The sequence below is a fragment of the Pseudomonas sp. Pseusp10 genome, from assembly GCF_059492225.1.
Genome location: NZ_CP168528.1, coordinates 6291922 through 6318138, shown reverse-complemented (window position 1 = coordinate 6318138; position 26217 = coordinate 6291922). Strand labels below are relative to the sequence as shown.

The 26217-nt window shown below is 58.1% G+C and carries 34 protein-coding genes; 28 read left to right on the top strand and 6 right to left on the bottom strand.

Annotated features, from left to right (window positions below):
• Positions 1–10 precede the first annotated feature (10 nt).
• The 23 genes from rpsC to bfr all read left to right on the top strand — a co-directional run bounded on the left by rpsC (position 11) and on the right by bfr (position 12589).
• Complete coding sequence (rpsC, locus tag ACEN8Z_RS28795) at positions 11–697, top strand: 30S ribosomal protein S3 (RefSeq protein ID WP_007970424.1); 687 nt, start codon at positions 11–13, stop codon at positions 695–697.
• Between the two features lie 12 nt (positions 698–709).
• Positions 710–1123 carry a 50S ribosomal protein L16 gene (gene rplP, locus ACEN8Z_RS28790; RefSeq protein WP_003228729.1) on the top strand — a complete coding sequence of 138 codons (414 nt, stop codon included), beginning with the start codon at positions 710–712 and terminating at the stop codon, positions 1121–1123.
• The gene (gene rpmC, locus ACEN8Z_RS28785) at positions 1123–1314 is read left to right on the top strand and encodes a 50S ribosomal protein L29 (protein ID WP_002555481.1); all 192 of its coding nucleotides are present in this window, start codon (positions 1123–1125) and stop codon (positions 1312–1314) included. Before rplP ends, rpmC begins: the two co-directional genes overlap by 1 nt.
• Before the next feature lie 2 nt (positions 1315–1316).
• Positions 1317–1583 carry a 30S ribosomal protein S17 gene (gene rpsQ / locus ACEN8Z_RS28780; RefSeq protein WP_096514759.1) on the top strand — a complete coding sequence of 89 codons (267 nt, stop codon included), beginning with the start codon at positions 1317–1319 and terminating at the stop codon, positions 1581–1583.
• Between the two features lie 23 nt (positions 1584–1606).
• The gene (gene rplN, locus ACEN8Z_RS28775; RefSeq protein WP_002555479.1) at positions 1607–1975 is read left to right on the top strand and encodes a 50S ribosomal protein L14; all 369 of its coding nucleotides are present in this window, start codon (positions 1607–1609) and stop codon (positions 1973–1975) included.
• Between the two features lie 11 nt (positions 1976–1986).
• Positions 1987–2301 (top strand): 50S ribosomal protein L24, encoded by a 315-nt coding sequence (rplX, locus tag ACEN8Z_RS28770; RefSeq protein WP_003186046.1) that lies wholly within the window; start codon positions 1987–1989, stop codon positions 2299–2301.
• Between the two features lie 20 nt (positions 2302–2321).
• Positions 2322–2861: a 50S ribosomal protein L5 gene (gene rplE, locus ACEN8Z_RS28765; protein ID WP_003210069.1), complete on the top strand. Its 540-nt coding sequence runs from the start codon at positions 2322–2324 to the stop codon at positions 2859–2861.
• Positions 2862–2874: 13 nt separating this feature from the next.
• Entirely contained in the window at positions 2875–3180 is a 306-nt protein-coding gene (gene rpsN, locus ACEN8Z_RS28760) for a 30S ribosomal protein S14 (protein WP_003176414.1), read from the top strand.
• A gap of 209 nt (positions 3181–3389) precedes the next feature.
• Complete coding sequence (rpsH, locus tag ACEN8Z_RS28755) at positions 3390–3782, top strand: 30S ribosomal protein S8 (protein WP_003186040.1); 393 nt, start codon at positions 3390–3392, stop codon at positions 3780–3782.
• A gap of 12 nt (positions 3783–3794) precedes the next feature.
• Positions 3795–4328, top strand: a complete 534-nt coding sequence (gene rplF / locus ACEN8Z_RS28750) for a 50S ribosomal protein L6 (protein WP_003176412.1) — start codon at positions 3795–3797, stop codon at positions 4326–4328.
• A gap of 10 nt (positions 4329–4338) precedes the next feature.
• Positions 4339–4689, top strand: coding sequence for a 50S ribosomal protein L18 (rplR, locus tag ACEN8Z_RS28745; protein WP_003186037.1), 351 nt, complete (start codon positions 4339–4341; stop codon positions 4687–4689).
• Between the two features lie 3 nt (positions 4690–4692).
• Positions 4693–5193, top strand: coding sequence for a 30S ribosomal protein S5 (rpsE, locus tag ACEN8Z_RS28740; RefSeq protein WP_003186035.1), 501 nt, complete (start codon positions 4693–4695; stop codon positions 5191–5193).
• Positions 5194–5195: 2 nt separating this feature from the next.
• Entirely contained in the window at positions 5196–5372 is a 177-nt protein-coding gene (rpmD, locus tag ACEN8Z_RS28735; RefSeq protein WP_003176408.1) for a 50S ribosomal protein L30, read from the top strand.
• 3 nt (positions 5373–5375) lie between these two features.
• Positions 5376–5813, top strand: a complete 438-nt coding sequence (rplO, locus tag ACEN8Z_RS28730; RefSeq protein WP_003228720.1) for a 50S ribosomal protein L15 — start codon at positions 5376–5378, stop codon at positions 5811–5813.
• On the top strand, positions 5814–7142 hold the full coding sequence (secY, locus tag ACEN8Z_RS28725) for a preprotein translocase subunit SecY (protein WP_495596393.1): 1329 nt from the start codon (positions 5814–5816) through the stop codon (positions 7140–7142).
• A gap of 24 nt (positions 7143–7166) precedes the next feature.
• Positions 7167–7283: a 50S ribosomal protein L36 gene (rpmJ, locus tag ACEN8Z_RS28720; RefSeq protein WP_002555468.1), complete on the top strand. Its 117-nt coding sequence runs from the start codon at positions 7167–7169 to the stop codon at positions 7281–7283.
• A 130-nt stretch (positions 7284–7413) separates the two neighbouring features.
• On the top strand, positions 7414–7770 hold the full coding sequence (gene rpsM / locus ACEN8Z_RS28715; RefSeq protein WP_009045849.1) for a 30S ribosomal protein S13: 357 nt from the start codon (positions 7414–7416) through the stop codon (positions 7768–7770).
• Positions 7771–7800: 30 nt separating this feature from the next.
• The gene (gene rpsK, locus ACEN8Z_RS28710; RefSeq protein WP_002555466.1) at positions 7801–8190 is read left to right on the top strand and encodes a 30S ribosomal protein S11; all 390 of its coding nucleotides are present in this window, start codon (positions 7801–7803) and stop codon (positions 8188–8190) included.
• 18 nt (positions 8191–8208) lie between these two features.
• On the top strand, positions 8209–8829 hold the full coding sequence (gene rpsD, locus ACEN8Z_RS28705) for a 30S ribosomal protein S4 (protein WP_003176404.1): 621 nt from the start codon (positions 8209–8211) through the stop codon (positions 8827–8829).
• A 22-nt stretch (positions 8830–8851) separates the two neighbouring features.
• Complete coding sequence (locus ACEN8Z_RS28700) at positions 8852–9853, top strand: DNA-directed RNA polymerase subunit alpha (protein WP_007970428.1); 1002 nt, start codon at positions 8852–8854, stop codon at positions 9851–9853.
• A gap of 42 nt (positions 9854–9895) precedes the next feature.
• Positions 9896–10282 carry a 50S ribosomal protein L17 gene (rplQ, locus tag ACEN8Z_RS28695; protein ID WP_007970429.1) on the top strand — a complete coding sequence of 129 codons (387 nt, stop codon included), beginning with the start codon at positions 9896–9898 and terminating at the stop codon, positions 10280–10282.
• A gap of 238 nt (positions 10283–10520) precedes the next feature.
• The gene (locus tag ACEN8Z_RS28690; RefSeq protein ID WP_495596392.1) at positions 10521–11975 is read left to right on the top strand and encodes a catalase; all 1455 of its coding nucleotides are present in this window, start codon (positions 10521–10523) and stop codon (positions 11973–11975) included.
• Between the two features lie 149 nt (positions 11976–12124).
• Complete coding sequence (gene bfr / locus ACEN8Z_RS28685) at positions 12125–12589, top strand: bacterioferritin (protein ID WP_007984427.1); 465 nt, start codon at positions 12125–12127, stop codon at positions 12587–12589.
• A gap of 180 nt (positions 12590–12769) precedes the next feature.
• Here the strand turns inward: bfr and uvrA are convergent, their stop codons facing one another.
• Entirely contained in the window at positions 12770–15604 is a 2835-nt protein-coding gene (gene uvrA, locus ACEN8Z_RS28680; protein ID WP_116263818.1) for an excinuclease ABC subunit UvrA, read from the bottom strand.
• Between the two features lie 191 nt (positions 15605–15795).
• On the opposite strand from uvrA, the gene ACEN8Z_RS28675 reads away from it, so the two are divergent.
• Both ACEN8Z_RS28675 and ACEN8Z_RS28670 read left to right on the top strand, forming a co-directional pair.
• Complete coding sequence (locus tag ACEN8Z_RS28675) at positions 15796–17193, top strand: MFS transporter (protein WP_495596391.1); 1398 nt, start codon at positions 15796–15798, stop codon at positions 17191–17193.
• Between the two features lie 9 nt (positions 17194–17202).
• Positions 17203–17721 carry a single-stranded DNA-binding protein gene (locus tag ACEN8Z_RS28670; protein ID WP_007984430.1) on the top strand — a complete coding sequence of 173 codons (519 nt, stop codon included), beginning with the start codon at positions 17203–17205 and terminating at the stop codon, positions 17719–17721.
• Between the two features lie 104 nt (positions 17722–17825).
• Here ACEN8Z_RS28670 and ACEN8Z_RS28665 read toward each other — a convergent pair whose 3' ends face one another.
• Complete coding sequence (locus ACEN8Z_RS28665) at positions 17826–18374, bottom strand: cysteine hydrolase family protein (protein WP_495596390.1); 549 nt, start codon at positions 18372–18374, stop codon at positions 17826–17828.
• Positions 18375–18476: 102 nt separating this feature from the next.
• Here ACEN8Z_RS28665 and ACEN8Z_RS28660 point away from each other — a divergent pair, with 102 nt between their 5' ends.
• The 3 genes from ACEN8Z_RS28660 (at position 18477) to ACEN8Z_RS28650 (ending at position 21552) form a co-directional block, all read left to right on the top strand.
• Positions 18477–19469: a GlxA family transcriptional regulator gene (locus ACEN8Z_RS28660; RefSeq protein ID WP_495596389.1), complete on the top strand. Its 993-nt coding sequence runs from the start codon at positions 18477–18479 to the stop codon at positions 19467–19469.
• A 216-nt stretch (positions 19470–19685) separates the two neighbouring features.
• The gene (locus ACEN8Z_RS28655) at positions 19686–20795 is read left to right on the top strand and encodes a DUF3182 family protein (RefSeq protein WP_495596388.1); all 1110 of its coding nucleotides are present in this window, start codon (positions 19686–19688) and stop codon (positions 20793–20795) included.
• Complete coding sequence (locus ACEN8Z_RS28650) at positions 20785–21552, top strand: alpha/beta hydrolase family protein (RefSeq protein ID WP_495596387.1); 768 nt, start codon at positions 20785–20787, stop codon at positions 21550–21552. Before ACEN8Z_RS28655 ends, ACEN8Z_RS28650 begins: the two co-directional genes overlap by 11 nt.
• A gap of 140 nt (positions 21553–21692) precedes the next feature.
• On the opposite strand, the gene ACEN8Z_RS28645 is transcribed toward ACEN8Z_RS28650, so the two are convergent.
• The 4 genes from ACEN8Z_RS28645 to ACEN8Z_RS28630 all read right to left on the bottom strand — a co-directional run bounded on the left by ACEN8Z_RS28645 (position 21693) and on the right by ACEN8Z_RS28630 (position 26182).
• Positions 21693–22679, bottom strand: coding sequence for a lysylphosphatidylglycerol synthase domain-containing protein (locus ACEN8Z_RS28645; RefSeq protein ID WP_495596386.1), 987 nt, complete (start codon positions 22677–22679; stop codon positions 21693–21695).
• Positions 22666–23958 carry a cardiolipin synthase ClsB gene (clsB, locus tag ACEN8Z_RS28640; RefSeq protein ID WP_495596385.1) on the bottom strand — a complete coding sequence of 431 codons (1293 nt, stop codon included), beginning with the start codon at positions 23956–23958 and terminating at the stop codon, positions 22666–22668. The genes ACEN8Z_RS28645 and clsB overlap by 14 nt, the downstream gene beginning before the upstream one ends.
• On the bottom strand, positions 23955–24767 hold the full coding sequence (locus tag ACEN8Z_RS28635) for an endonuclease/exonuclease/phosphatase family protein (RefSeq protein WP_495596384.1): 813 nt from the start codon (positions 24765–24767) through the stop codon (positions 23955–23957). Before ACEN8Z_RS28635 ends, clsB begins: the two co-directional genes overlap by 4 nt.
• A 203-nt stretch (positions 24768–24970) precedes the next feature.
• Positions 24971–26182, bottom strand: coding sequence for an MFS transporter (locus tag ACEN8Z_RS28630; protein WP_495596383.1), 1212 nt, complete (start codon positions 26180–26182; stop codon positions 24971–24973).
• Positions 26183–26217 lie beyond the last annotated feature (35 nt).

Sequence of the window (26217 nt, the reverse complement as noted above, 5' to 3'; positions counted from 1 at the left end):
AGTCGAAGAGATGGGTCAGAAAGTACATCCCATTGGCATTCGCCTGGGAATCGTCAAGGAGCACACCTCCGTCTGGTACGCAGACGGTCGGACTTATGCGGACTATTTGCTCGCAGATCTGAATGTGCGTGAGTACCTCCAAGACAAACTAAAAAGCGCGTCCGTAAGCCGTATCGATATCCATCGTCCGGCCCAAACTGCACGCATCACCATCCACACCGCTCGTCCAGGTATCGTTATCGGGAAGAAAGGTGAAGATGTTGAGAAACTGCGTCAGGACCTGACCAAGCAAATGGGTGTGCCTGTGCACATCAATATCGAAGAGATCCGCAAGCCGGAGCTCGACGGTATGCTGGTTGCGCAGAGCGTAGCTCAGCAGCTGGAGCGTCGCGTAATGTTCCGTCGTGCTATGAAGCGCGCCGTACAGAACGCCATGCGCATTGGTGCCAAAGGCATCAAAATCCAAGTGAGCGGTCGTCTCGGCGGTGCTGAAATCGCACGTACTGAATGGTATCGCGAAGGTCGTGTGCCATTGCACACCCTGCGTGCCGACATCGACTATGCCAACTACGAAGCTCACACCACTTACGGTGTGATCGGTGTAAAGGTTTGGATCTTCAAAGGCGAAGTAATTGGTGGTCGCCAAGAAGAGCTGAAACCACAAGCACCAGCGCCTCGTAAAAAAGCTGCTAAGTAAGGGGTACGCCAAATGTTGCAACCAAAGCGTACGAAGTTCCGCAAGCAAATGACTGGTCACAACCGTGGCCTGGCATTGCGCGGTAGCAAAGTCAGCTTCGGCGAGTTCGCGCTGAAGTCTGTTGCTCGTGGTCGTCTCACCGCTCGTCAGATTGAGTCAGCGCGTCGTGCTCTGACCCGTCACGTAAAACGTGGCGGCAAGATCTGGATCCGTGTATTCCCGGACAAGCCTATTTCCAAGAAGCCACTCGAAGTTCGGATGGGTAAAGGTAAGGGTAACGTCGAATACTGGGTTGCCCAGATTCAGCCAGGCAAAGTCCTGTATGAAATCGAGGGTGTTTCTGAAGAGCTGGCGCGTGAGGCTTTCGCCCTGGCTGCTGCAAAGCTGCCGCTCGCCACCTCCTTTGTTAAACGGACGGTGATGTGATGAAAGCGAATGAACTTCGTGAAAAATCCGCACAGCAGCTGAACGAGCAACTGCTCGGCCTGCTGCGCGACCAGTTCAATCTGCGTATGCAGAAAGCAACTGGCCAGTTGGGGCAGTCTCATCTGCTCTCGCAAGTTAAGCGTGACATCGCTCGCGTGAAGACTGTGCTCAACCAGCAGGCAGGTAAGTGATCATGGCTGAAGCCGAAAAAACTGTCCGTACGCTGACTGGCCGTGTTGTCAGCGACAAGATGGACAAAACCATCACCGTTCTGATCGAGCGTCGCGTTAAGCACCCGATCTACGGTAAATACGTTAAGCGTTCGACTAAGCTGCACGCGCACGACGAAACCAATCAGTGCCACATCGGCGACAAAGTCACTATTCGTGAAACTCGTCCTTTGGCCAAGACCAAGTCTTGGGCGCTGGTTGAAGTTCTCGAACGCGCTGTGGAAGTCTAAGGACTAGGGGTCGGAGAAATTATATGATTCAGACTCAATCCATGCTCGATGTGGCCGATAACAGCGGCGCTCGCCGTGTTATGTGCATCAAGGTGCTGGGTGGCTCCCATCGTCGTTACGCTGGTATCGGTGACATCATCAAAGTTACCGTGAAGGAAGCAATTCCTCGCGGTAAAGTGAAAAAAGGCCAAGTGATGACTGCTGTTGTAGTCCGCACTCGTCACGGCGTACGTCGTGCTGATGGCTCCATTATCCGCTTTGATGGCAACGCTGCTGTTCTGTTGAACAACAAGCAAGAGCCGATCGGCACCCGTATCTTTGGGCCAGTGACCCGTGAACTTCGTACCGAGAAGTTCATGAAGATCGTCTCGCTCGCCCCAGAAGTGCTGTAAGGAGATCCGACATGCAAAAGATTCGTCGTGACGACGAGATCATCGTGATCGCCGGCAAAGACAAAGGTAAGCGCGGTAAGGTGCTGAAGGTTCTTGCTGACAACCGTCTGGTTGTTGGTGGTCTGAACCTGGTCAAGCGTCATACCAAGCCTAACCCGATGTCGGGCGTACAGGGCGGTATCGTCGAGAAAGAAGCGCCACTGCACGCTTCCAACGTCGCCATCTTCAATGGCGAAACCAACAAGGCTGACCGCGTTGGTTTCAAAGTAGAAGACGGTAAGAAAATTCGTGTCTTCAAGTCGACCCAAAAAGCGGTTGATGCTTGAACACTGCTAGGTAGAAGACCATGGCACGACTAAAAGAGATTTACCGGAAGGAAATCGCTCCGAAACTTAAGGAAGAACTTAAGCTTTCGAACGTGATGGAAGTTCCGCGCGTTACCAAAATCACCCTGAACATGGGTCTGGGCGAAGCGATCGGCGACAAAAAAGTCATCGAGCACGCTGTTGCTGACCTGGAAAAGATCACCGGCCAGAAAGTCGTTGTGACCTACGCTCGCAAATCCATCGCAGGCTTTAAAGTCCGTGAAGGTTGGCCGATCGGCGTCAAAGTGACCCTGCGCCGTGAGCGTATGTACGAGTTCCTGGATCGTCTGCTGTCGATCTCCCTGCCTCGGGTTCGCGACTTCCGCGGCCTGAATGCCAAGTCCTTCGATGGTCGTGGCAACTACAGCATGGGCGTGAAAGAGCAGATCATCTTCCCGGAAATCGACTACGACAAGATCGATGCTCTCCGCGGTCTGGACATCACCCTGACCACCACTGCCAAGAACGATGATGAAGGCCGCGCTCTGCTGCGTGCGTTCAAATTCCCGTTCCGCAACTGATTGGAGTAGGACCATGGCCAAGATGAGCATGAAAAACCGCGAGCTGAAGCGTCAGCTCACGGTTGCCAAGTACGCCAAGAAGCGTGCAGCACTGAAAGCTATCATCGTTGATCTGAACGCAAGTCCAGAAGCGCGTTGGGAAGCTACAGTGGCTCTGCAGAAGCAGCCACGTGACGCAAGCGCTTCGCGCATGCGTAACCGCTGCCGCCTGACCGGTCGTCCACACGGCGTTTACCGCAAGTTCGGCCTCGGCCGTAACAAGCTGCGTGAAGCTGCCATGCGTGGTGACGTACCGGGTCTGGTTAAAGCCAGCTGGTAAGTACTGTCAAAGTCTCGGTGTCCAGGATCGCAAGATCCTGACCACCGGTGGCCTTGAATCTGGATCAAGCCCCTTTTGGGGCTTGATTCATTTCTGGGGTGTGTCTAGAATACCCGGCTCGCCTGAGCCCGTGTTTTTCATGCCCGGAGATTCTCGGCGACACGTAATAGCCGCAAGGCTAATTTTTTTGTATTAGGAGCGTCTAGCCCATGAGTATGCAGGACCCGTTAGCGGACATGCTAACTCGTATCCGTAATGCCCAGATGGCTGAAAAGTCCGTCGTAAGCATGCCATCTTCCACGTTGAAGGTAGCTGTTGCCAAAGTCCTGAAGGACGAAGGTTACATTGCGGGTTATCAGATCAGCAGCGAAATCAAACCACTGCTGTCCATCGAGCTGAAGTACTTCGAAGGCCGTCCGGTTATCGAAGAAGTGAAGCGCGTTAGCCGTCCAGGCCTGCGTCAGTACAAGTCCGTCGATGATCTGCCAAAAGTTCGTGGCGGTCTCGGTGTGTCTATCGTCTCCACCAACAAGGGTGTGATGACTGATCGTGCTGCGCGCGCTGCCGGTGTCGGCGGCGAAGTTCTTTGCACTGTGTTCTAAGGGGGGATAAGCATGTCTCGCGTCGCTAAGAACCCCGTTAAGCTGCCAGCCGGTGTCGAAGTAAAATTCGCAGGCCAACAGCTTTCGGTGAAGGGTGCCAAGGGCACTCTCGAACTGAACATCCATTCGTCCGTTGAGATCGTTGAAGAAGCTGGTGAGCTGCGTTTCGCTGCTCGCAATGGCGATCAACAGACTCGCGCAATGGCTGGTACCACTCGTGCGTTGGTAAACAACATGGTCCAAGGCGTAAGCCAAGGCTTCGAGCGCAAGCTCCAGCTGGTCGGTGTTGGTTACAAAGCGCAAGCAAAAGGCACAGTGCTGAACCTGGCTCTTGGCTTCTCGCACCCAGTGGATTACGAACTGCCGGAAGGCATCACCGCTGAGACTCCTAGCCAGACCGATATCCTGATCAAGGGCATCGACAAGCAGCTGGTAGGTCAAGTGGCCGCCGAGATCCGCGACTTCCGTCCACCAGAGCCGTACAAAGGCAAAGGTGTGCGCTACGCGGACGAAGTCGTCCGTCGTAAAGAAGCCAAGAAGAAGTAGGGCATAGCAAATGACCGACAAAAAAGTTACTCGACTGCGTCGCGCTCGCAAAGCACGCCTGAAAATGCACGAACTCGAAGTCGTGCGTCTCTGCGTGTTCCGCTCTTCGCAGCACATCTACGCCCAGGTCATTTCGGCCGACGGCAACAAAGTCCTGGCAAGCGCCTCGACTTTGGATAAAGAACTGCGTGATGGTGCCACCGGCAACATCGACGCGGCCACTAAGGTTGGCCAGCTGGTCGCTACGCGTGCTAAGGCCGCTGGCGTCTCGCAGGTGGCTTTCGACCGCTCTGGCTTCAAGTACCACGGCCGCGTTAAAGCGCTGGCTGATGCTGCTCGTGAAGCTGGGCTGGAGTTCTAAGTTATGTCAAATAACGACCAAAAGCGCGACGAAGGCTACATCGAGAAGCTGGTTCAAGTTAACCGCGTAGCCAAAACCGTTAAAGGCGGCCGTATCTTCACTTTCACCGCGTTGACCGTGGTTGGTGATGGTAAAGGCCGTGTTGGCTTCGGCCGTGGCAAGTCGCGTGAAGTGCCTGCTGCGATCCAGAAGGCAATGGAAGCTGCTCGCCGCAACATGATCCAGGTTGATCTGAACGGCACCACCCTGCAGTACGCAATGAAGTCCGCTCACGGCGCTTCGAAGGTGTACATGCAGCCTGCTTCTGAAGGTACCGGTATCATCGCTGGCGGCGCTATGCGTGCTGTCCTCGAAGTTGCTGGCGTTCAGAACGTTCTGGCCAAGTGCTACGGCTCGACTAACCCGGTAAACGTGGTTCACGCCACTTTCAAGGGTTTGAAAGCAATGCAGTCTCCTGAATCCATTGCCGCCAAGCGTGGCAAAAGCGTCAAGGAGATCTTCTGATCATGGCTACCGTTAAAGTTACGCTGATCAAAAGCATGACCGGCCGCATCCCTAACCACAAACTGTGCGTTAAGGGTCTGGGTCTGCGTCGCATCGGTCACACTGTAGAAGTCCAGGATACTCCCGAGAATCGCGGGATGATCAACAAGGCTTACTACATGCTGCGTGTCGAGGGTTAATCGATGAAACTCAATGATCTGAGTCCAGCGCCGGGTTCCCGTCGCGAAAAGCATCGTCCGGGCCGTGGTATCGGTAGCGGTTTGGGTAAGACTGGTGGCCGTGGTCACAAAGGTCAGACCTCTCGCTCCGGTGGCACCATTGCTCCAGGCTTTGAAGGCGGTCAACAGCCGCTGCATCGTCGCCTGCCGAAGTTCGGTTTCGTTTCCCTGAAAGCCATGGATCGCGCAGAAGTGCGTCTGTCCGAGCTGGCTAAAGTGGAAGGCGACATCGTCACCGTGCAGTCCCTGAAAGATGCCAACGTGATCAACGTCAACGTACAGCGTGTGAAAATCATGCTGTCCGGTGAAGTGACTCGCGCTGTCACTATCGGCAAGGGAATCGGCGCCACCAAAGGTGCGCGTGCGGCTATCGAAGCAGCTGGCGGCAAGTTCGAGGAATAAATGGCTAAGCAAGGTGCTCTCTCTGCGCTCGGCAAAGGCGGTATGTCTGAACTCTGGGCTCGTCTGCGTTTTCTGTTCCTGGCGATTATCGTCTACCGAATAGGCGCACACATCCCGGTTCCAGGTATCAACCCGGACCGACTCGCGGACCTGTTTCGACAGAATGAGGGGACCATTCTTAGCTTGTTCAACATGTTTTCCGGCGGCGCGCTGGAGCGGATGAGCATCTTTGCACTGGGGATCATGCCGTACATCTCGGCATCGATCATCATGCAGCTGATGACCGCCGTCAGCCCGCAGCTGGAGCAGTTGAAGAAGGAAGGTGAAGCTGGCCGTCGCAAGATCAGCCAGTACACCCGCTACGGCACTGTCGTCCTCGCTCTCGTCCAGGCTATTGGCATGTCCATTGGTCTGGCGGGGCAGGGCGTTGCGTTCACTGGTAACTTTGGCTTCCATTTCGTCGCGGTATCCACGTTTGTGGCTGGTGCGATGTTCATGATGTGGCTGGGTGAGCAGATTACTGAGCGTGGTGTTGGCAACGGTATCTCGATGTTGATTTTTTCGGGTATCGTCGCCGGTCTTCCGAGAGCGATCGGGCAGTCTTTCGAGTCTGCACGTCAGGGTGATATCAACATCTTCGCCCTGGTTGCCATCGGTTTGCTGGCAGTAGCGATTATCGGTTTCGTGGTGTTCATTGAGCGTGGTCAGCGTCGTATTGCTGTTCACTACGCCAAGCGTCAGCAGGGCCGCAAGGTCTTCGCTGCGCAGACCAGCCACTTGCCGCTGAAGGTGAACATGGCCGGTGTTATTCCGGCTATTTTCGCGAGCAGCATTTTGCTGTTCCCGGCTTCGTTGGGTGCCTGGTTCGGTCAGTCTGAAGGTATGGGCTGGTTGCAGGACATCTCGCAGTCGATCGCTCCTGGTCAGCCGTTGAATATTCTGCTGTTTAGTGCAGGGATTATTTTCTTCTGCTTCTTCTATACGGCGTTGATGTTCAATCCGAAAGACGTAGCGGAAAACCTGAAGAAGTCCGGTGCCTTTATTCCGGGCATCCGTCCAGGTGAGCAGTCTGCGCGCTACATTGATGGCGTTCTGACTCGCTTGACCATGTTCGGTGCTCTTTACATGACGGCCGTCTGCCTGTTGCCCCAGTTCCTGGTGGTTGCAGCCAACGTACCGTTCTACCTTGGCGGGACCTCGTTGCTGATCGTCGTCGTGGTTGTGATGGACTTCATGTCCCAAGTACAATCGCACCTCGTTTCGCACCAGTACGAATCCCTGATGAAGAAAGCCAACCTGAAGGGTTACGGCAGCGGCATGCTGCGCTGACCCATAAGGTTCGAGGAGTTGGTGATGAAAGTTCGTGCATCGGTGAAAAAGCTGTGCCGTAACTGCAAGATTATTCGCCGCGAAGGTGTTGTTCGAGTAATTTGCAGCGCGGAACCGCGTCACAAACAGCGCCAAGGCTGAGTGTGATTGTGCTTCAAGCCCGGCAGCTAGTGCGCTGCCGGGTTGATTATTTGTTATTACAGCGATATTATCTCGCGCCCTATTTCTTGGCTTCCGGGGCGTAGGTAGCTGTCAATTGGAGTCCCACTGAATGGCCCGTATTGCAGGCGTTAACATTCCAGATAACAAGCATACTGTTATCTCGCTGACCTACATCTATGGTGTTGGTCGCACTACTGCACAGAAAATTTGTGCAGAGACTGGGGTAAACCCAGCAGCAAAGATCAAAGATCTGAGCGACGAGCAAATTGAACAGCTGCGTGGCGAAGTGGCGAAGTTCACCACTGAAGGTGACCTGCGTCGCGAAATCAACATGAAAATCAAGCGCTTGATGGACCTCGGTTGCTATCGCGGTCTGCGTCATCGTCGCGGTCTTCCAGTGCGCGGTCAGCGTACCAAGACCAACGCGCGTACCCGTAAAGGTCCGCGTAAGCCGATCCGCAAGTAATCGCCCCAGCGAATCGACAGGAATTTAATCATGGCAAAACCTGCTGCTCGTCCTCGTAAAAAAGTTAAAAAGACAGTGGTTGATGGCATCGCCCACATCCATGCATCTTTTAACAACACCATCGTGACCATTACCGACCGTCAAGGTAACGCTCTTTCCTGGGCTACCTCCGGTGGTTCGGGTTTCCGCGGTTCCCGCAAGTCCACCCCGTTTGCTGCTCAAGTAGCTGCTGAACGTGCTGGTCAAGCTGCGCTGGAATATGGCCTGAAAAACCTCGACGTCAACGTCAAAGGTCCAGGTCCAGGTCGTGAATCCGCAGTCCGCGCTTTGAACGGCTGTGGCTACAAGATCGCCAGCATCACCGACGTGACGCCAATCCCGCACAACGGGTGCCGTCCGCCGAAGAAGCGCCGCGTGTAATCCAGGAGATTGTAAAGAATGGCTCGTTACATTGGTCCAAAATGCAAACTCGCTCGTCGCGAAGGCACCGATCTCTTCCTGAAGAGCGGCGTGCGCGCGATCGAATCGAAGTGCAACATTGAAGCAGCACCTGGTATCCACGGCCAACGCCGCGGTCGCCAGTCCGACTACGGCACCCAACTGCGTGAAAAGCAGAAGGTCCGTCGTATCTACGGCGTTCTCGAGCGTCAATTCAGCGGCTACTACAAAGAAGCTGCTGGCAAGAAAGGTGCAACCGGTGAAAACCTGCTGCAACTGCTCGAATGCCGTCTGGACAACGTTGTATACCGTATGGGCTTTGGTTCGACTCGTGCCGAATCCCGTCAGCTGGTATCGCACAAGTCGATCAGCGTAAACGGTCAGACCGTTAACGTTCCGTCCTACCAGGTTCGTGCTGGTGACGTGGTTGCTGTTCGCGAGAAAGCAAAAAATCAACTTCGCATTGTCCAAGCTCTCGATCTGTGTGCCCAACGTGGCCGCGTAGAATGGGTAGAAGTAGACACTGAGAAGAAGTCGGGCGTTTTCAAGAACGTTCCAGCTCGCAGTGATCTGTCCGCCGACATCAACGAAAGCCTGATTGTCGAGCTCTACTCCAAGTAAGGGCTAGAAAATAGGTGCATCCATGCAGATTTCGGTAAATGAGTTCCTGACACCCCGCCACATTGATGTGCAGGTTGTCAGTCCAACCCGCGCCAAGATCACTCTCGAGCCTCTCGAGCGTGGCTTTGGCCATACCCTGGGCAACGCGCTGCGCCGCATCCTGTTGTCCTCAATGCCCGGCTGTGCAGTAGTCGAGGCCGAGATTGACGGTGTGCTCCACGAGTACAGCGCCATCGAAGGTGTACAGGAAGACGTAATTGAAATCCTGTTGAACCTTAAAGGTCTGGCTATCAAGCTGCACGGTCGTGACGAAGTTACGCTGACCTTGTCGAAGAAGGGTTCGGGGGTGGTTACCGCTGCCGATATTCAGCTGGATCATGATGTCGAGATCGTTAATCCCGATCACGTAATCGCTAACCTGGCGTCTAACGGCGCCCTGAACATGAAGCTCGTAGTAGCTCGTGGTCGTGGTTATGAACCGGCAGACTCGCGTCAGAGCGATGAAGACGAAAGCCGCAGCATCGGTCGCTTGCAGCTTGACTCTTCGTTCAGCCCGGTTCGCCGTATCGCATACGTGGTGGAAAACGCCCGTGTCGAGCAGCGTACTAACCTGGACAAGCTGGTTATTGATCTGGAAACCAACGGTACCCTGGATCCTGAAGAGGCAATTCGCCGCGCTGCAACCATTCTGCAACAGCAGTTGGCTGCGTTCGTCGACCTCAAAGGTGACAGTGAGCCAGTGGTTGTCGAGCAGGAAGACGAGATCGATCCGATCCTGCTTCGCCCGGTTGACGATCTGGAACTGACTGTACGTTCGGCTAACTGCCTTAAGGCGGAAAACATCTACTACATCGGTGACCTGATTCAGCGTACCGAAGTAGAGCTGTTGAAGACTCCGAACCTGGGCAAGAAATCCTTGACTGAAATCAAGGACGTTCTGGCCTCCCGCGGTCTGTCCCTCGGCATGCGCCTCGACAACTGGCCGCCTGCAAGTCTTAAGAAGGACGACAAGGCGACTGCCTGATCGTCGTAATCACCGAACGTAGTGTTTGGTAAGGAATGAACCATGCGTCATCGTAAAAGTGGTCGTCACCTGAGCCGCACCAGCTCGCACCGCAAGGCCATGTTCCAGAACATGGCGGTGTCGCTGTTCGAGCACGAGCTGATCAAAACTACTCTGCCAAAAGCCAAAGAACTGCGCCGCGTTGCCGAGCCGCTGATCACTCTGGCCAAGACAGATAGCGTTGCTAACCGCCGTCTGGCTTTCGACCGTACTCGTTCGAAAGCTATCGTTGGTAAGCTCTTCAACGACCTGGGCAAGCGTTACGCTACCCGTGAGGGTGGCTACCTGCGCATCCTCAAGTGCGGTTTCCGCGCTGGCGACAACGCGCCTATGGCGTACGTCGAGTTGGTTGATCGTGCTACTGCTGGCGAAGCTGTATCTGCCGAGTAAGACGTCAGTCTGAAACAAAGAACCGGGCCTAGTGCCCGGTTTTTTGTGCCTGTAAGAAACGCGCCGTTTGTACAAGCGTCTCCTTCGTTCGCATCGTCATCATGTGATGGGGATGGTCATTAGTATTTTTCTATCGATGACTGCAAGTTAATGAATTTGTAGCTGTCATATTGATGATCAATACTCCTTCTCAGCCGATTAGCCGGCAGTTAAAGACCGACAGAGGAAGGACGATCGCATGAGCCAAAACACAACGCTTACCACCGCCAGTGGCGCTCCTGTTGCCGATAACCAGAATTCCCGTTCCGCCGGCCCTCGTGGCCCGCTGCTGCTCGACGACTTTCACCTGATCGAGAAGCTTGCCCACTTCAACCGTGAAAACATCCCTGAGCGCCGTGTACACGCCAAAGGTTCGGGTGCCTACGGTACGTTCACCGTGACGCGCGATATCACTCAATACACCACCGCGAAGCTGTTTGATGCGGTCGGCAAGCAAACTCCAGCGTTCCTGCGGTTTTCCACCGTGGGTGGTGAGCGCGGCTCGGCCGATACCGAGCGTGATCCACGCGGATTTGCCTTGAAGTTCTACACCGAGGAAGGAAACTGGGACATCGTCGGCAACAACACACCAGTGTTCTTCATTCGCGATCCACTGAAGTTTCCAGACTTTATCCACACGCAGAAGCGTTTGCCGCAAAGCAACCTGAAGAGTGCCCAGATGATGTGGGACTTCTGGTCGCATTCGCCCGAGGCGCTGCACCAGGTCACCATCCTGTTCTCCGACCGGGGCATCCCTGACGGATATCGCCACATGCATGGCTTTGGCAGCCACACTTACAGCCTCATCAACGCCCAGGGTGAGCGTCACTGGGTGAAGTGGCACTACAAGACCAAACAAGGGATCAAAAACCTCGCTCCTGCCGAGGCTGCGCGCCTGGCGGGAACTGACCCGGATTACGCCCAGCGCGATTTGTTCAATGCCATCGAACGCGGTGATTTTCCGAAATGGCGCGTGTGCATTCAGATCATGAGCGAGGCTCAAGCGGCGGCACACTATGAGAACCCGTTTGATGTGACCAAAACCTGGTCGCAAAAAGAGTTTCCACTCATTGAAGTCGGAGAGCTGGAGCTCAATCGCAATCCGCAGAACTACTTCGCGGAAGTCGAGCAAGCGGCGTTTGGTCCCAGCAATATGGTGCCAGGTGTTGGTCTCTCGCCGGATCGTTTGCTGCAAGGCCGGGTATTCGCCTACGCGGACGCTCACCGCTACCGTGTCGGCACCAATCACCAACAGTTGCCAGTCAACGCTCCGCGGAGCCCGGTGAACACTTACCAGCGCGATGGCTCGATGGCTTTTGGCAGCAATGGCGGTGCGTCGCCGAACTACGAGCCGAACAGCTACGTCGAGTCGCCTAAGCAGGCGCCTCGTTACGCAGAACCGGCGTTGGCCCTCAGTGGTGCTGCCGATCGTTACGACCACCGTGAAGATACCGATTACTACAGTCACGCTGGTGCGTTGTTTCGCTTGATGACTGAAGAGCAGAAATCACTGCTGGTCAGCAACATCGCCGGAGCGATGGCGGGTGTGTCGAGCGATGTGGTTGACCGCCAGCTGCAGCATTTCTACAAAGCCGATCCGGCGTATGGAGAAGCAATCGCAAAGCTGCTCAACGTACAGCTTAACGAAGTCTAAATGAGAAGCAGAACCGCCCTTGTTTGGGCGGTTTTTTGCGTTATTTAAGCTGCTTTTCTCGGAATATCTTCGCTTTTATTGCGTCTTCCGAGTGACGATAGGGGCATGTTGGTTCAAACTACAACTTTCAAGCAGGGAGATGTAGGGCGATGCAAGGCCACCCAGATGTGATCGATTACCTCAACACGTTGCTGACCGGCGAACTGGCCGCGCGTGATCAATATTTCGTCCACTCGCGGATGTATGAGGACTGGGGTTTCACCAAGCTCTACGAACGAATCAACCACGAGATGGAAGAAGAAGCCGGACACGCTGATGCCTTGATGCGCCGGATTCTGATGCTCGAAGGCACGCCGCGTATGCGTCCGGACGATCTCGATGTCGGCACCACGGTGACAGAGATGCTCGAAGCGGATTTGCGTCTGGAATACAAGGTCCGTGCTGCGTTGTGCAAAGGCATCACGCTCTGCGAGCAGCACAAGGACTATGTCAGTCGCGAAATGCTGCGGGTTCAATTGCATGACACCGAAGAAGATCACACCTACTGGCTCGAGAAGCAGTTGGGTCTGATCAAGTTGATCGGGCTTGAGAACTACCTGCAATCCCACGCCTGATTGCATAGGGGAAGCCCCAACGTCTTTTGCAGGAGCGAGCTTGCTCGCGAAAAATCTGAAGGCGCTGCGTTATCGTTTACGACCTTCGTCGGAACGCCGCCCGGAGCAAGCTCGCTCCTACAGATACAAAAAAAGCCCCTGTCACCGATGAAGTGACAGGGGCTTTTTCATGGGGCCAGGTTAAGCCCGATCGCGCTCCAGCAGCGGCTTGAGGTAGTAACCGGTATGGGATTGCTTCATCTCGGCCACTTCCTCCGGCGTGCCGACGGCAATGATCTGCCCGCCCTTGGAACCACCCTCCGGTCCCAGGTCCACCAGCCAGTCAGCGGTCTTGATCACGTCCAGGTTATGTTCGATCACCACCACGGTGTTGCCGTGATCGCGCAGGCGATGCAACACGTCCAGCAGTTGCTGGATATCCGCGAAGTGCAGCCCGGTGGTCGGTTCATCGAGGATGTACAGGGTCTTGCCGGTATCGCGCTTGGACAGTTCGCGGGAGAGTTTCACCCGCTGGGCTTCACCGCCGGACAGCGTGGTCGCCGATTGCCCCAGCTTGATGTACGACAGGCCGACGTCCATCAACGTTTGCAGCTTGCGCGCCAGGGCCGGTACGGCATCGAAGAACTCCCGCGCTTCCTCGATGGTCATCTCGAGGGTTTCGTGGATGCTCTTGCCCTTGTACTTGATTTCCAGGGTTTCGCGGTTGTAACGCTTGCTCTTGCACACGTCGCACGGAACGTAGATGTCCGGCAGGAAGTGCATCTCCACCTTGATCAGGCCGTCGCCCTGGCAGGCTTCGCAACGGCCGCCCTTGACGTTGAATGAGAAGCGCCCCGGCCCGTAGCCCCGGGAGCGGGACTCCGGTACGCCGGCGAACAACTCGCGGATCGGTGTGAACAGTCCGGTGTAGGTCGCCGGGTTGGAGCGCGGTGTACGGCCGATCGGGCTCTGGTCGATGTCTACGACCTTGTCCAGGTGCTCCATGCCCTTGATGCTGTCGTGGGCGGCCGCCTCAAGGGTAGTGGCGCCATTCAGCGCTGTAGCGCTTAAAGGGAACAGCGTGTTGTTGATCAGCGTCGACTTGCCTGAGCCGGATACGCCCGTCACGCAAGTGAGCAAACCAATCGGAATCTCCAGATCGACATCGCGCAAGTTGTTGCCACGCGCGCCCTTGAGCGACAGCGTCAGCTTCTTGTTGCGCGGTGTGCGTCTGGCCGGGACTTCGATCTTTACCCGGCCCGACAGGTACTTGCCCGTCAGCGAGTCCGGATGCGCCATGACCTCGGCCGGTGTGCCTTCGGCGACGATATGCCCGCCGTGCACGCCGGCGCCCGGGCCGATGTCCACCACGTAGTCGGCCAGGCGAATGGCGTCTTCGTCATGCTCGACCACGATCACCGTGTTACCGATATCGCGCAGGTGCTTGAGGGTGCCCAGCAGCCGGTCGTTGTCGCGTTGATGCAGGCCGATGGAGGGTTCGTCGAGGATGTACAGGACGCCCACCAGGCCGGCGCCGATCTGGCTGGCCAGACGGATACGCTGGGCCTCGCCACCGGACAAGGTGTCTGCACTGCGATCCAGCGACAGATAGTCGAGGCCGACGTTGACCAGGAACTGCAGGCGTTCGCGAATTTCCTTGAGAATCTTGTCGGCAATTTCGCCACGGCGGCCGGTGAGCTTGAGCCCGCCAAAATAATCGGATGCATCGCCGATCGGCAGGTTGGTCACCGCCGGCAGGGTTTTCTCGCCGACCCACACGTGCCGCGCCTCACGCCGCAGGCGGGTGCCGCGGCAGTCCGGGCACGACTGGGTGCTGAGGAACTTGGCCAGCTCTTCGCGCACCGATGCCGATTCGGTCTCGCGGTAGCGTCGCTCCAGGTTCGGCACGATGCCTTCGAACGGATGCGAGCGTTTGACGATGTCGCCGCGGTCGTTCAGGTATTTGAAATCGACGTTTTGCGAACCGCTGCCATGCAGGATGAATTTCTGCTGGTCGGCGGGCAGTTCGTTGAACGGTACTTCCAGGCTGAACTTGTAGTGCGAGGCCAGCGAGCCGAGCATCTGGAAGTAATAGACGTTGCGCCGATCCCAGCCACGAATCGCCCCTTCAGCCAGGGTCAGTTCGCCGTTGACCAGGCGCTTGATGTCGAAGAACTGTTTTACCCCCAGACCATCACAGGTCGGGCAGGCGCCGGCCGGGTTGTTGAAGGAGAACAGCTTGGGCTCCAGCTCGCTGATCGCGTGGCCGCAGATCGGGCAGGCGAAGCGTGCGGAGAAGATCATCTCTTCTCCCGGTTCGTCGTCCATCGGTGCCACCAGGGCGATACCGTCCGCCAGCTTCAGCGCGGTCTCGAAGGATTCGGCCAGGCGTTGTTGCAGGTCGGCGCGGACCTTGAAACGGTCGACCACGACATCAATGGTGTGTTTTTTCTGCTTGTCGAGCTTGGGTGCTTCGTCCAGTTCGTAAAGCTTGCCGTTGATCCGGGCACGGACGAACCCTTGGGCGCGCAGTTCTTCGAAGACCGACAGGTGCTCGCCTTTGCGCTCGCGGATGACCGGGGCCAACAGCATCAGCTTGCTGCCCTCCGGTTCGGCGAGGACCAGATCGACCATCTGGCTGACGGTCTGTGCTTCCAGCGGGATGTCGTGGTCCGGGCAGCGCGGGATACCCACGCGTGCATAAAGCAGGCGCAGGTAGTCGTAGATTTCGGTGATGGTGCCGACCGTCGAACGCGGGTTGTGCGAGGTGGACTTTTGTTCGATGGAAATCGCCGGCGACAGGCCTTCGATGGTGTCGACGTCGGGTTTTTCCATCATCGACAGGAACTGCCGGGCGTAAGCCGAGAGCGATTCGACATAGCGGCGCTGACCTTCGGCGTACAGGGTGTCGAACGCCAGGGACGACTTGCCGGAGCCGGACAGGCCGGTGATGACGATCAGCTTGTCCCGCGGCAGGGTCAGGTCAATGTTCTTCAGGTTGTGGGTTCGAGCCCCACGAATCAGGATCTTGTCCAAGGTGGCCTCGCTTGGCGGGCGTCGAAAACGTAGGAGTATACGGCCAAATACTGGATGGATGCACACTATCAAACGAGAGGGTTACTGTCTTACATGAAGAGTGTGTCAGCAATGCGCGTCAAAGCGTCGCGATATACCCCGCCAATCGATGGGGCTGGTAGAATCGGCGCCGGTTCACATGAGGTTTTTCCATGCACGATCCCCACAGCGAGCGCATGAGTGGCAGCGAGACCCGCGCAGCAAGCGGTCTGGCCCTGGTGTTCGCCTTCCGTATGCTTGGCATGTTCATGGTGTTGCCGGTACTGGCGACCTATGGGATGGATCTGGCGGGGGCTACACCGGCCCTGATCGGCCTGGCGATTGGCGCTTATGGCCTGACGCAGGCGGTTTTCCAGATTCCGTTCGGTTTCATTTCCGACCGCATCGGTCGACGCCCGGTAATTTATCTGGGGTTGATCGTCTTTGCCCTCGGCAGTCTGCTGGCCGCCAATGCCGATTCGATCTGGGGCGTGATCGCCGGGCGAATCCTGCAGGGCGCCGGGGCGATTTCCGCGGCGGTCATGGCCTTGCTGTCCGACCTGACCCGCGAGCAGCACCGGACCAAGGCCATGGCCATGATCGGCATGACCATCGGCCTGTCGTTTGCGGTGGCCATGGTGGTCGGCCCGCTGCTGACCCGTGCCTTCGGGCTGTCCGGGCTGTTCCTTGCCACGGGCGGCATGGCGCTGTTCGGCATCGTGATCGTGATGTTCATGGTGCCGCGCTCCACCGGCCCGTTGCAGCACCGCGAATCCGGTATCGCGCGCCAGGCGCTGATCCCGACACTCAAGCATCCGGACCTGCTGCGTCTGGACCTGGGCATTTTTGTGTTGCACGCGATGTTGATGTCCAGCTTCGTCGCCTTGCCGCTGGCGCTGGTCGAGAAAGCCGGGCTGCCCAAAGAGCAGCACTGGTGGGTGTACCTGACCGCGCTGCTGATTTCTTTCTTCGCCATGATCCCGTTCATTATCTACGGCGAGAGGAAACGCAAAATGAAACGAGTTTTACTCGGCGCCGTCGTGACGTTGATGCTCACTGAGCTATTCTTCTGGCAGTTCGGCGATAGCCTGCGGGCTCTGGTGATCGGTACGGTGGTGTTCTTCACCGCATTCAATCTGCTGGAAGCTTCGTTGCCATCGCTGATCAGCAAGGTTTCACCGGCAGGCGGCAAGGGCACGGCGATGGGGGTTTATTCCACCAGCCAGTTCCTTGGCTCGGCACTGGGGGGAATCCTCGGTGGCTGGCTGTTCCAGCATGGCGGTCTGTCGGTTGTGTTCCTCGGATGCGCCGGTCTGGCTGCCCTCTGGCTGGCCTTTGCTGTTACCATGCGTGAACCTCCCTACGTCACAAGCCTGCGCTTGCCGTTGTCGCCCGAGGCGATCCGCGAAGCGGGTCTGGTCGAGCGCCTGAAGGCGGTCGTAGGGGTAACAGATGCAGTCATCGTCGCAGATGAGGCGGCGATTTACATCAAACTGGACACCGAACTATTGGATCGCACCACCCTTGAGTGCCTGGTGAACAACCCGGCCGGGGCAGCGTGCGTAGCCTAGGAGAACGTTATGGCCCGTGGGGTTAACAAAGTCATATTGGTCGGCACTTGCGGCCAGGATCCCGAAGTTCGCTACTTGCCTAACGGTAATGCCGTGACCAACCTGAGTCTGGCGACCAGCGAACAGTGGACCGACAAGCAAACCGGTCAGAAAGTCGAAAAGACCGAATGGCACCGTGTGTCGATGTTCGGCAAAGTGGCGGAAATCGCCGGCGAATACCTGCGTAAAGGTTCGCAGGTGTACATCGAAGGCAAGCTGCAGACCCGCGAGTGGGAAAAAGACGGTATCAAGCGTTACACCACCGAAATCGTGGTCGACATGCAAGGCACCATGCAACTGCTGGGCGGCCGTCCGCAGGGCGACCAGCAGGGCCAGGGCGGTGGTAACAACTACCAGCAATCCGCTCCGCGCCAGCAGGCTCCGCGTCCACAGCAGTCGGCGCCGCAACAGTCGCGCCCGGCGCCACAGCAGGCCGCTCCTCAGCCGGCTCCGGATTTCGACAGCTTTGATGACGATATTCCGTTCTAAAGCAGCTGCAAGCCTCAAGCTACAAGCAGCAAGCTGACGAAACAAAACCCGCACTTCGGTCTGAAGTGCGGGTTTTTTTTGGGCGGTGAAATTTAGTTGCAGACTCAGGCCGCGATGAACTCGTCGGTCGAGACAACGCTGGCATACGCAAACGCCAGGGCCGCCATGAAAGCTGCATGAACCTGCGCCGCCGGAACCGTCACGCCATTGAACTCCAGGTCACGGGTGGCGCAGGCGTCGTGGATCACTGTGACCTTATAGCCAAAGTCTGCCGCCGCACGAGTGATGCCATCGATGCACATGTGGCTCATGCTGCCCACGACCACCAGTTCCTTGATGTCTTGCTCGTCGAGGATCGATTTCAGCCCGGTTTCGCGGAATGAATTGACGAAGTGCTTGAGCACCACCGGTTCGTCGGCGCGGTTGAGGACTTTGGGGTGCAGCTTCGCGCCTTCGGAGTTCGGGGTAAAAAACGGCGCCTCTTCGGAGGTGAATTCGTGGCGGATGTGCACCACCGGATTCCCCGCGTCGCGGAAGGCCTTGATCAGGCGTGCGGCGTTGTCGGCGGCGGCGTCGGCGCCAACCAGCGGCCACTTGCCTTGGGGGAAGTAGTCATTCTGGATATCGACTACGATGAGCGCTTGCTTGGCCATGACTGTTTCCTCGAAGTGTGTGTTGGCTGTGGAATGAAGTATTGGCTCTGGCAGGCGATCCGGGGATTGGCCGCACCGACAATAGAAGGGGGAAAACTGACAATGGACGCAGAAAGGGCAATCGCCGAACTGGGGGTGTTGATCTATCCCGGCGCGCAGATGGCGGCGGTGCATGGGTTGACGGATTTGTTCGGGGTGGCGAACCGGATCGCCGCCGAACATCAGTCTGCGCAGTTGCCGCTGCTGCGGGTCAGCCATTGGCAGGTCGAAGGCGATCAGGCGCCGGTTCGGGTCTTCGACAGCCATCCTGGCCCGGACCGCGCGCTGGTGGCCGTGTTGATTCCGCCGTCGATCACCGGTTTTTCCGAGGACAAGGCGCCACAGGGATTGATCCACTGGTTGCGTCAGCAACATGCCAGTGGCGCGACGCTGGGCGGGGTTTGCGTGGGGTCTATCCTGTTGGCCGAAAGCGGTCTGCTCGATGGTCGCAGCGCCACCACCCATTGGACCTCGGCCAAAGCCTTCGCCGAACATTATCCGGCGATCCGGCTCAAGGCCGATACGCCGATTGTCGATGACGGCGATCTGATCACCACCGCCGGACTGATGGCGTGGTCCGAACTGGGTTTGCGCCTGGTCAACCGGCTGCTGGGGCCGAGCATCGTCACCAACACCGCGCGTTTTCTGGTGGTGGAGCACAGCGACAGCGCCAGCGAGTGCGGCAGTAACTTCGCACCGATCCTCAGCCACGGCGATGCCGCGATCCTCAAAGTGCAACACTGGCTGCAAAGCACCGGGGCGACGGATGTGTCGCTGGCGGTGATGGCCGAAAAGGCTGGCCTGGAAGAGCGCACCTTTCTGCGCCGCTTTCGCGCGGCCACCGGGCTCAAGCCCACCGAATACTGCCAGCATCTGCGAGTCGGCAAGGCCCGTGAAATGCTCGAATTCACCAACGGCACCATCGACCACATCGCCTGGACGGTGGGTTATCAGGACCCCGGCGCGTTTCGCGCGACGTTCAGGAAAATCACCGGGCTGGCGCCGAGTGATTATCGGACGCGGTTCGGGGTGACGCCGGGTGTCGCGGTACGGTAAGTGGAACACCGAAAATCCAGTGTGGGAGCGGGTGTGCGGGCTGGAGTCGTGCAAAATGCCGGAATATCAAAGGGCATCGTGCAGAATAAAACAGGCCCCATGCCATCATGCTTTACCCAACTGGCTGATTTGAAAACAGTTTCCCTGTACTGCACCTTGGCCTGATCTCTGCACCCCTTCCGCTACATTCATCAAGCGTCGATTGAAGGGGGAAGCATGACCCCGACAAACCGCAAGAAACTGGTGGTCGCCCATTCGGTGCTCACCGATGCGCCGCTGCATGAAGTCGAAACCAACCGTGCGCTGGCCCGTTGGCTGGCGCAGATATTGGGGCTCAAGTACGGCGGTAGCTACGACCCGCAGTTGCACGAAGGGCGGGACCTCTACCTGTTGCCGACCCAGACTCTGGTGGGCGCTGCGGCTGCCCGGCAACTGGGGGTCAAGGGGCCGGAGGATTTGTGGGGCGGCTATGTCGACCACGACTTCATCTGCACCAAAGCCATCAGTCACGGCTTGTTGAACCACGATGCCCATGCACCACCAGGCTGGGCGCCGTTGTTTTCCGAGCGGGTGCGCAACGTAGTGCTCGACGGCCTCAGCGTGTTTTCCCTGAAGGATGCACGGCCGGCGGCAGAACATTTGTTGTACGCCGGGCCGATCCGCCTGAAGCCGATTCATGCTTGCGCAGGACGTGGACAGGAAGTGATCAACAGCCTCGACCGGTTCGACGAGATGCTTGCCAGGCCTGACGCCAAAAAACTGTTCAGTGAAGGCGTCGTGCTGGAGCAGGATCTCGACCAGGTGATCACCCATAGCGTCGGCCAGAGTTTTATCGGCAACAAGGTACTCAGTTACTGCGGTGATCAATACCTGACCGAGGACGCTCAGGGTGAGCAGGTGTATGGCGGGTCCAACCTGCTGGTGGTGCCGGGTGGCTATGACCAATTGCTGACGCTGGATCTGCCGGAAGACGTGCGCCTGGCGATCCATCAGGCTCAGGTTTTCGACAAGGCGGCGGATGAAGCCTATCCGGGTTTTTATGCATCACGACGCAACTACGACATCGCCCAGGGCGTTGGCAGCAACGGCCAGCGGCGCAGTGGCGTGCTCGAACAGTCCTGGCGCATGGGCGGTGCCAGTAGCGCCGAGGTGGCGGCCTTGCAGAGCTTCGTCGACGATCCGGGAGTACGCGCGATTCGTGTGTCTTCGGTGGAAACCTACATCGATCAGCCGCTGCCGGCAGATGCCATCGAGGTATACCGCGGGCCGGCGCAGACCAATGACTTTCTCCTCAAGTACGTGACGGTTGAATCCTATGACGGCTAGAAGCGAATCCATTCAAATCGACATAGACAATGAACAGATGAGCGGGACTTTTCTGAGTCCCAAATCGAAGGTCCCCGGCGTGCTCTTCGTGCACGGCTGGGGCGGTAGTCAGGAACGGGACCTGGAACGCGCCAAAGGTATCGCCGGGTTGGGCTGTGTGTGCCTGACCTTCGACCTGCGCGGGCACACCGGTGGCACTGGCGGCACCGGCATTCCATTGTCCCGGGTGACCCGGGAAGACAATTTGCGTGACTTGCTGGCGGCCTATGACCGTTTGCTCGCGCACCCGGCCCTCGATACCTCGGCGATTGCCGTGGTCGGCACCAGTTACGGTGGTTATCTGGCCGCGATTCTGACCTCGCTCAGGCCCGTTCGCTGGCTGGCACTGCGGGTGCCGGCGCTGTATCGCGACGAGCAATGGCACACGCCGAAACGCGATCTGGACAAGCTGGATCTGCGCGATTACCGAAGCACCCTGGTGTGCGTCGACAGCAATCGCGCCTTGCATGCCTGTTCGCTGTTCACCGGGGATGTGCTGTTGGTGCAGTCGGAGACAGACGAACACGTGCCCCACGCGACGATCATGAGTTACCGCGCGGCCTGCCAGCAGACTCACTCGCTGACCCACCGCATCATCGACGGTGCCGACCATGGATTGAGCGACCCGGTTTCACAGCAGGCTTACACCTCGATTCTGGTGGACTGGATTACCGAGATGGTGGTGGGGGAGCGGTTGAGCATTATTCAATCATCCTGAGATTTGCGCTGTGCTTGCGGACGCCTTCGCGGGCAAGCCCGCTCCCACAATGTCTGCAAGTATTCACAAAGAATGTGTTCATCACCGATCAACTGTGGGAGCGAGCTTGCTCGCGATGGCGGTCTTGGAAACAGCACAAATTATTTGGGTATCTTCGCAATCCGTAACGACTTGGCCTTGGCTTCCACCAGCAGGTACATCACCAGGGCAATCAACAACGGCAGGATGAAATAAATCGCCCGATAGGCCAGCAAGCCCGCCACCAGGCTGCCCCGCGAAAACTCGTGTTGCAGCAGCGCCACGAACACCGCCTCAAGCACGCCGAGCCCGGCCGGGATGTGCGTGATGACTCCAGCGATGGCGCTGATCAACAGCACGCCCAGCACCAGTGGATAGTCGAGCTTGCCCGGCAGCAACATGAAAATCACCGCCGCCATCAGCGACCAGTTCAGGGCCCCGAGCGCCAGTTGCAGCACCGCCATGCGTAGCGACGGCAGGTCGATTTCCATGCCGCGAATCGCCCACTCCCGACGTTTGGCAAACCGGCACGCCGCCAGGTACCCGCTGCTCAGCAGCAACAACAAGAGCCCGACGCCTTGCAGCGCGCTACTGCTGAGTTTCCAGCCCGGCGGCATGCGCACCAGCCCGCTGCTGAACACCGCGCCGGCAATCACCATGTAGCCGAACCAGTTGGTCGCCAGGCTCAGGCCGAGAATTTTCGCGATGTTGCTCTTGCTCACCCCGAGCCGCGAATACAACCGGTAACGCATGGCGATGCCGCCGACCCAGGCGCTTAGATTCAGGTTAAAGGCATAGCTGATGATTCCCACGGGCAGGATCTGTTTCCACGTCAGGTTCTGGCGGATGTAGGTGCGGCCGATCAGGTCGAAGCAGGCGTACACCAGAAAACTCACCAGGGTCAGCCCCGACGCAATGATCAGCGTACGCACCTTGAAGTCGGCCAGGTTATCGAACACTTCGTCCCACTCGATGCGCTGGGCGAGCATTGTGAACAGCACGATCAGCATCAGGAAAAACAGCATCGTCAGCGGTCGTTTCCAGCGGCTCCAGTGGGGCTTGCCCGAGTGTTTGGCGGGGGCCGACGCGTGGGTCTCAGTGCGGTTCATGGTCAGCGCTCCCGGTCGGAGGAGGGAAGGGTTTCAGGCGAGGTTTATGCGCCGGCAGCCAACCGGCCCACGCCGGGAAATGCCGCAGGAAGTGAAACACCAGAAAACCGACGGTCATGTGCCAGACGCGACCTCGTGGCGCGATGTCGGGAGACATGGCCTTGCAATGGTTGTCGCTGAGGTCTTCCAGGCGATCGAACAAATGACGATTGAAGCCTTGGTCGCGGATCAGCACGTTGGCTTCCAGATTCATCGACAGGCTCAACGGGTCCAGGTTGCTGGAACCGACGGTGCTCCAGTCTTCGTCCACCAGCGCGACTTTGCCGTGCAGCGGGCGGTCGCAATATTCGTAGATCTTCACTCCGGACTTGAGCAGGTAATCGTAAGTCATGCGCGCGGCGAGCCTGGCCACCCGCATGTCTGGCTGTCCCTGCAGGATCAGCCGCACATCAACGCCTCGGCGGGCCGCGTTGCGGATCTCGCGCAGCAAGCGGAAACCAGGAAAGAAGTAGGCGTTGGCGATCACCACCCTGCGCTGTGCCTGACGCAACACCTGGCGGTAAACCTCTTCGATGTCGTTCGGGTGTTCCCCGTTATCGCGGTACACCAACCGCACCTGGCCATCATGATCGTTGAGGGCCAGTTCCGAACGTCGCACCCGGCGCCGCTGCCACCAGTATTTCGCCCGCACCGGGCGACCACATTGCAGCAGGGCGAAGTGATGGATATCGGCAACGGCCGGACCCTGAACTTCTACGGAATAATCCTGTTTGGCCTCGGGACCGAAGTCGGTCAGATGATCGGCGGAAAAGTTGATCCCGCCGACGAATGCGACGGTGCCATCCACCACCACAATCTTGCGGTGCAGGCGCCGGAACCAGTTGGTGCGGATGCCCAGGCGTTTCGGTGCCGGGTCGAACATTTGCAGGTGCACGCCGGCTGCGGTCAGGGCGGTGAGGAATCCGCTACTCAGTTCGCCACAGCCAAAACCGTCGAGGCTGACGGTGGTGCGAACACCACGTTGAGCGGCTTCGATCAGGATTTGTTGCAGCTCATTGCCGACCTTGTCCTCGAACAGAATGAAGGTTTCCAGCAGGATTTCACTTTGCGCCCGGCGCAGGGCTTCAAACACCCGGGGAAAAAACGCTTCGCCGTTTTCCAGCAACTCGACGCGATTGCTGCCTTGCCAGCCGTATTCGATATCGACCGCTATTGGCTCGCGGGTGGGCGGAGCAGGGATGTGTTCCAGCGTGGTTTTTTCCATCGACTGGCTGCTCATAGCTCTATCTCCACCGACAGTGGGACGTGGTCGGAAAGGTGCGACCAGGGCCGGATTGTCAGCACGCGTGGATGGCTGGCCTTGAGGTTGCGCACGTAGATACGGTCCAGGCGCAATACCGGCAAGCGCGCGGGGAAACTGCGCGCCGGTTTGCCATGGTGCGCGGCGAAGACTTCACGCAAACCGCTGGGCTTGAGCAACGCATCGGCGCGCTGGCGCCAGTCGTTGAAGTCGCCGGCTACGATCACTGGGGCATCACCCGGCAGGGCGTCCAGACGCTGGGCGAGCAATTTCAGTTGTGCCGTGCGGTGGGTTTCGCGCAACCCCAGATGCACGCAAATCGCATGCACCTCCTGGCCGTCGCCGGGCAAACGCAACACGCAATGCAACAGCCCGCGGTTCTCGTGCCCGCTGATGGACACGTCGAGGTTGTCGTGGCGGATGATCTGGAATTTCGACAACAGCGCATTGCCGTGATCGCCCGCCGGATACACCGCATTGCGTCCATAGGCGAACTGTGGCCACAGGGTGTCGGCGAGGAACTCGTATTGCGGCATCGCCGGCCAGTTGGTGTAGCGCCTGGGGTGCTGCTCGTGGGTGCCGTGGACTTCCTGCAAAAACACCACGTCGGCAGACACGCTGCGCACCGCTTCACGCAGTTCCGGCAGGATGAAACGCCGGTTCAGCGCGGTGAAACCTTTATGGGTGTTGACCGTCAGCACCGTGAAACGACAAGTGACGGACGGACCCTGTACCGGCAAGTCGGTTGCATTTGAGTGTGCGGGAATACCGGTGTGATTCGCTGTCATGTCACCTGCCGCCTGACTACCCCTGTCTTTGGGTGACTGCGGGGCAGCGGTGAAAGTTTCGATGGGGCTACGGACGGTACATTTTCTACAGAGCACCACCGAACAAGTGTGGGAGCGAGCTTGCTCGCGAAAGCGGTGTGTCAGTCACCTCATTGTTGAGTGTGCCGACGCCTTCGCGAGCAAGCCCGCTCCCACAGGGTTTATCAGTGTCCTGTTACAACGCGTGAGGAGCCTTCAGCCGGTTCGGCATACACCGGGCCGAGGCGATCAAGACGACCACTCCACGCGGTCAATGCCAGCGCCACCAGCACCACCAGGCCACCGATCCACGCGGTATGAATCAACCCCATGTGGGCGACGATCAGGCCACCGCCCCAGGCGCCACCGGCAATGCCGAGGTTGAACGCCGCGATGTTCAGGCCGGATGCCACATCCACGGCCTGCGGTGTGTGATGTTCGGCCTGGCGCACCACGTACACCTGCAATCCCGGCACGTTGCCGAATGCCACGGCACCCCAGACCAGCACGGTGGCCAGCGCCAGCCAAGGATTTCCGGCAGTGAAGGTCAGCGCGAACAACACGGCGGCGAGCAGGGCAAAGATGATTTTCAGGGCGCTGATCGGACCGCGTTTGTCCGCCAGTTTGCCGCCCCAGATGTTGCCGACGGCCACGGAGATGCCGTAGACCAGCAACACCAGACTGACGGCGCTGGCGCTGAAGCCGGAGAGGTCCTGAAGTATTGGCGCGAGGAAGGTAAAGGCGGTGAACGTGCCGCCGTAGCCGACTGCCGTCATCGCATACACCAGCAACAGGCGAGGTTGCTTGAGCACCTGCAATTGCTGCAAGAACGACGCGGGTTTGCTGTGGGCGATATTTTTCGGCACGTAGATCAGGCTGCCGATGAAGGCGACGACACCCAGTGCCGAAACGGCGAGGAAGGTTTCACGCCAGCCGAAATGCTGGCCGATGAATGTCCCCAACGGCACGCCGGTGACCAGTGCTACGGTCAGGCCGGTGAACATGATGGCAATCGCGCTGGCGGCTTTTTCCTTCGGCACTAGACTGGTGGCGATGGTCGAGCCGATCGAGAAAAACACCCCGTGGGCCAGGCCGGTGACAATCCGGGCGAGGATCAACGACTCGTAGCTCGGTGCTTGCCACGCCAGCAGGTTGCCGAGGGTGAACAGCACCATCAGCGACAACAGCAGCAATTTGCGCGGCACCTTGCCGGTGAGGGCGGTCAGCACCGGGGCGCCGACGGCGACGCCAAGGGCATACAGGCTTACCAGCAGGCCGGCGGATGGCAGACTGACGCCGAGGTCGGCGCCGATGGTGGGTAACAGGCCAACGATGACGAACTCGGTCGTCCCGATGGCGAAGGCGCTGAGGGTCAGCGCGAGCAGGGCAATGGGCATGGCTGCAACTCCGGTGGTTGATTCGATGGAGCGCA

Bases quoted from the DNA above. Each gene is read 5' to 3' on its own strand.
- rpsC (WP_007970424.1), top strand. From the start codon at position 11: ATGGGTCAGAAAGTACATCCCATTGGCATTCGCCTGGGAATCGTCAAG.
- rplP (WP_003228729.1), top strand. From the start codon at position 710: ATGTTGCAACCAAAGCGTACGAAGTTCCGCAAGCAAATGACTGGTCAC.
- rpmC (WP_002555481.1), top strand. From the start codon at position 1,123: ATGAAAGCGAATGAACTTCGTGAAAAATCCGCACAGCAGCTGAACGAG.
- rpsQ (WP_096514759.1), top strand. From the start codon at position 1,317: ATGGCTGAAGCCGAAAAAACTGTCCGTACGCTGACTGGCCGTGTTGTC.
- rplN (WP_002555479.1), top strand. From the start codon at position 1,607: ATGATTCAGACTCAATCCATGCTCGATGTGGCCGATAACAGCGGCGCT.
- rplX (WP_003186046.1), top strand. From the start codon at position 1,987: ATGCAAAAGATTCGTCGTGACGACGAGATCATCGTGATCGCCGGCAAA.
- rplE (WP_003210069.1), top strand. From the start codon at position 2,322: ATGGCACGACTAAAAGAGATTTACCGGAAGGAAATCGCTCCGAAACTT.
- rpsN (WP_003176414.1), top strand. From the start codon at position 2,875: ATGGCCAAGATGAGCATGAAAAACCGCGAGCTGAAGCGTCAGCTCACG.
- rpsH (WP_003186040.1), top strand. From the start codon at position 3,390: ATGAGTATGCAGGACCCGTTAGCGGACATGCTAACTCGTATCCGTAAT.
- rplF (WP_003176412.1), top strand. From the start codon at position 3,795: ATGTCTCGCGTCGCTAAGAACCCCGTTAAGCTGCCAGCCGGTGTCGAA.
- rplR (WP_003186037.1), top strand. From the start codon at position 4,339: ATGACCGACAAAAAAGTTACTCGACTGCGTCGCGCTCGCAAAGCACGC.
- rpsE (WP_003186035.1), top strand. From the start codon at position 4,693: ATGTCAAATAACGACCAAAAGCGCGACGAAGGCTACATCGAGAAGCTG.
- rpmD (WP_003176408.1), top strand. From the start codon at position 5,196: ATGGCTACCGTTAAAGTTACGCTGATCAAAAGCATGACCGGCCGCATC.
- rplO (WP_003228720.1), top strand. From the start codon at position 5,376: ATGAAACTCAATGATCTGAGTCCAGCGCCGGGTTCCCGTCGCGAAAAG.
- secY (WP_495596393.1), top strand. From the start codon at position 5,814: ATGGCTAAGCAAGGTGCTCTCTCTGCGCTCGGCAAAGGCGGTATGTCT.
- rpmJ (WP_002555468.1), top strand. From the start codon at position 7,167: ATGAAAGTTCGTGCATCGGTGAAAAAGCTGTGCCGTAACTGCAAGATT.
- rpsM (WP_009045849.1), top strand. From the start codon at position 7,414: ATGGCCCGTATTGCAGGCGTTAACATTCCAGATAACAAGCATACTGTT.
- rpsK (WP_002555466.1), top strand. From the start codon at position 7,801: ATGGCAAAACCTGCTGCTCGTCCTCGTAAAAAAGTTAAAAAGACAGTG.
- rpsD (WP_003176404.1), top strand. From the start codon at position 8,209: ATGGCTCGTTACATTGGTCCAAAATGCAAACTCGCTCGTCGCGAAGGC.
- ACEN8Z_RS28700 (WP_007970428.1), top strand. From the start codon at position 8,852: ATGCAGATTTCGGTAAATGAGTTCCTGACACCCCGCCACATTGATGTG.
- rplQ (WP_007970429.1), top strand. From the start codon at position 9,896: ATGCGTCATCGTAAAAGTGGTCGTCACCTGAGCCGCACCAGCTCGCAC.
- ACEN8Z_RS28690 (WP_495596392.1), top strand. From the start codon at position 10,521: ATGAGCCAAAACACAACGCTTACCACCGCCAGTGGCGCTCCTGTTGCC.
- bfr (WP_007984427.1), top strand. From the start codon at position 12,125: ATGCAAGGCCACCCAGATGTGATCGATTACCTCAACACGTTGCTGACC.
- ACEN8Z_RS28675 (WP_495596391.1), top strand. From the start codon at position 15,796: ATGCACGATCCCCACAGCGAGCGCATGAGTGGCAGCGAGACCCGCGCA.
- ACEN8Z_RS28670 (WP_007984430.1), top strand. From the start codon at position 17,203: ATGGCCCGTGGGGTTAACAAAGTCATATTGGTCGGCACTTGCGGCCAG.
- ACEN8Z_RS28665 (WP_495596390.1), bottom strand. From the start codon at position 18,374: ATGGCCAAGCAAGCGCTCATCGTAGTCGATATCCAGAATGACTACTTC.
- ACEN8Z_RS28660 (WP_495596389.1), top strand. From the start codon at position 18,477: ATGGACGCAGAAAGGGCAATCGCCGAACTGGGGGTGTTGATCTATCCC.
- ACEN8Z_RS28655 (WP_495596388.1), top strand. From the start codon at position 19,686: ATGACCCCGACAAACCGCAAGAAACTGGTGGTCGCCCATTCGGTGCTC.
- ACEN8Z_RS28650 (WP_495596387.1), top strand. From the start codon at position 20,785: ATGACGGCTAGAAGCGAATCCATTCAAATCGACATAGACAATGAACAG.
- ACEN8Z_RS28645 (WP_495596386.1), bottom strand. From the start codon at position 22,679: ATGAACCGCACTGAGACCCACGCGTCGGCCCCCGCCAAACACTCGGGC.
- clsB (WP_495596385.1), bottom strand. From the start codon at position 23,958: ATGAGCAGCCAGTCGATGGAAAAAACCACGCTGGAACACATCCCTGCT.
- ACEN8Z_RS28635 (WP_495596384.1), bottom strand. From the start codon at position 24,767: ATGACAGCGAATCACACCGGTATTCCCGCACACTCAAATGCAACCGAC.
- ACEN8Z_RS28630 (WP_495596383.1), bottom strand. From the start codon at position 26,182: ATGCCCATTGCCCTGCTCGCGCTGACCCTCAGCGCCTTCGCCATCGGG.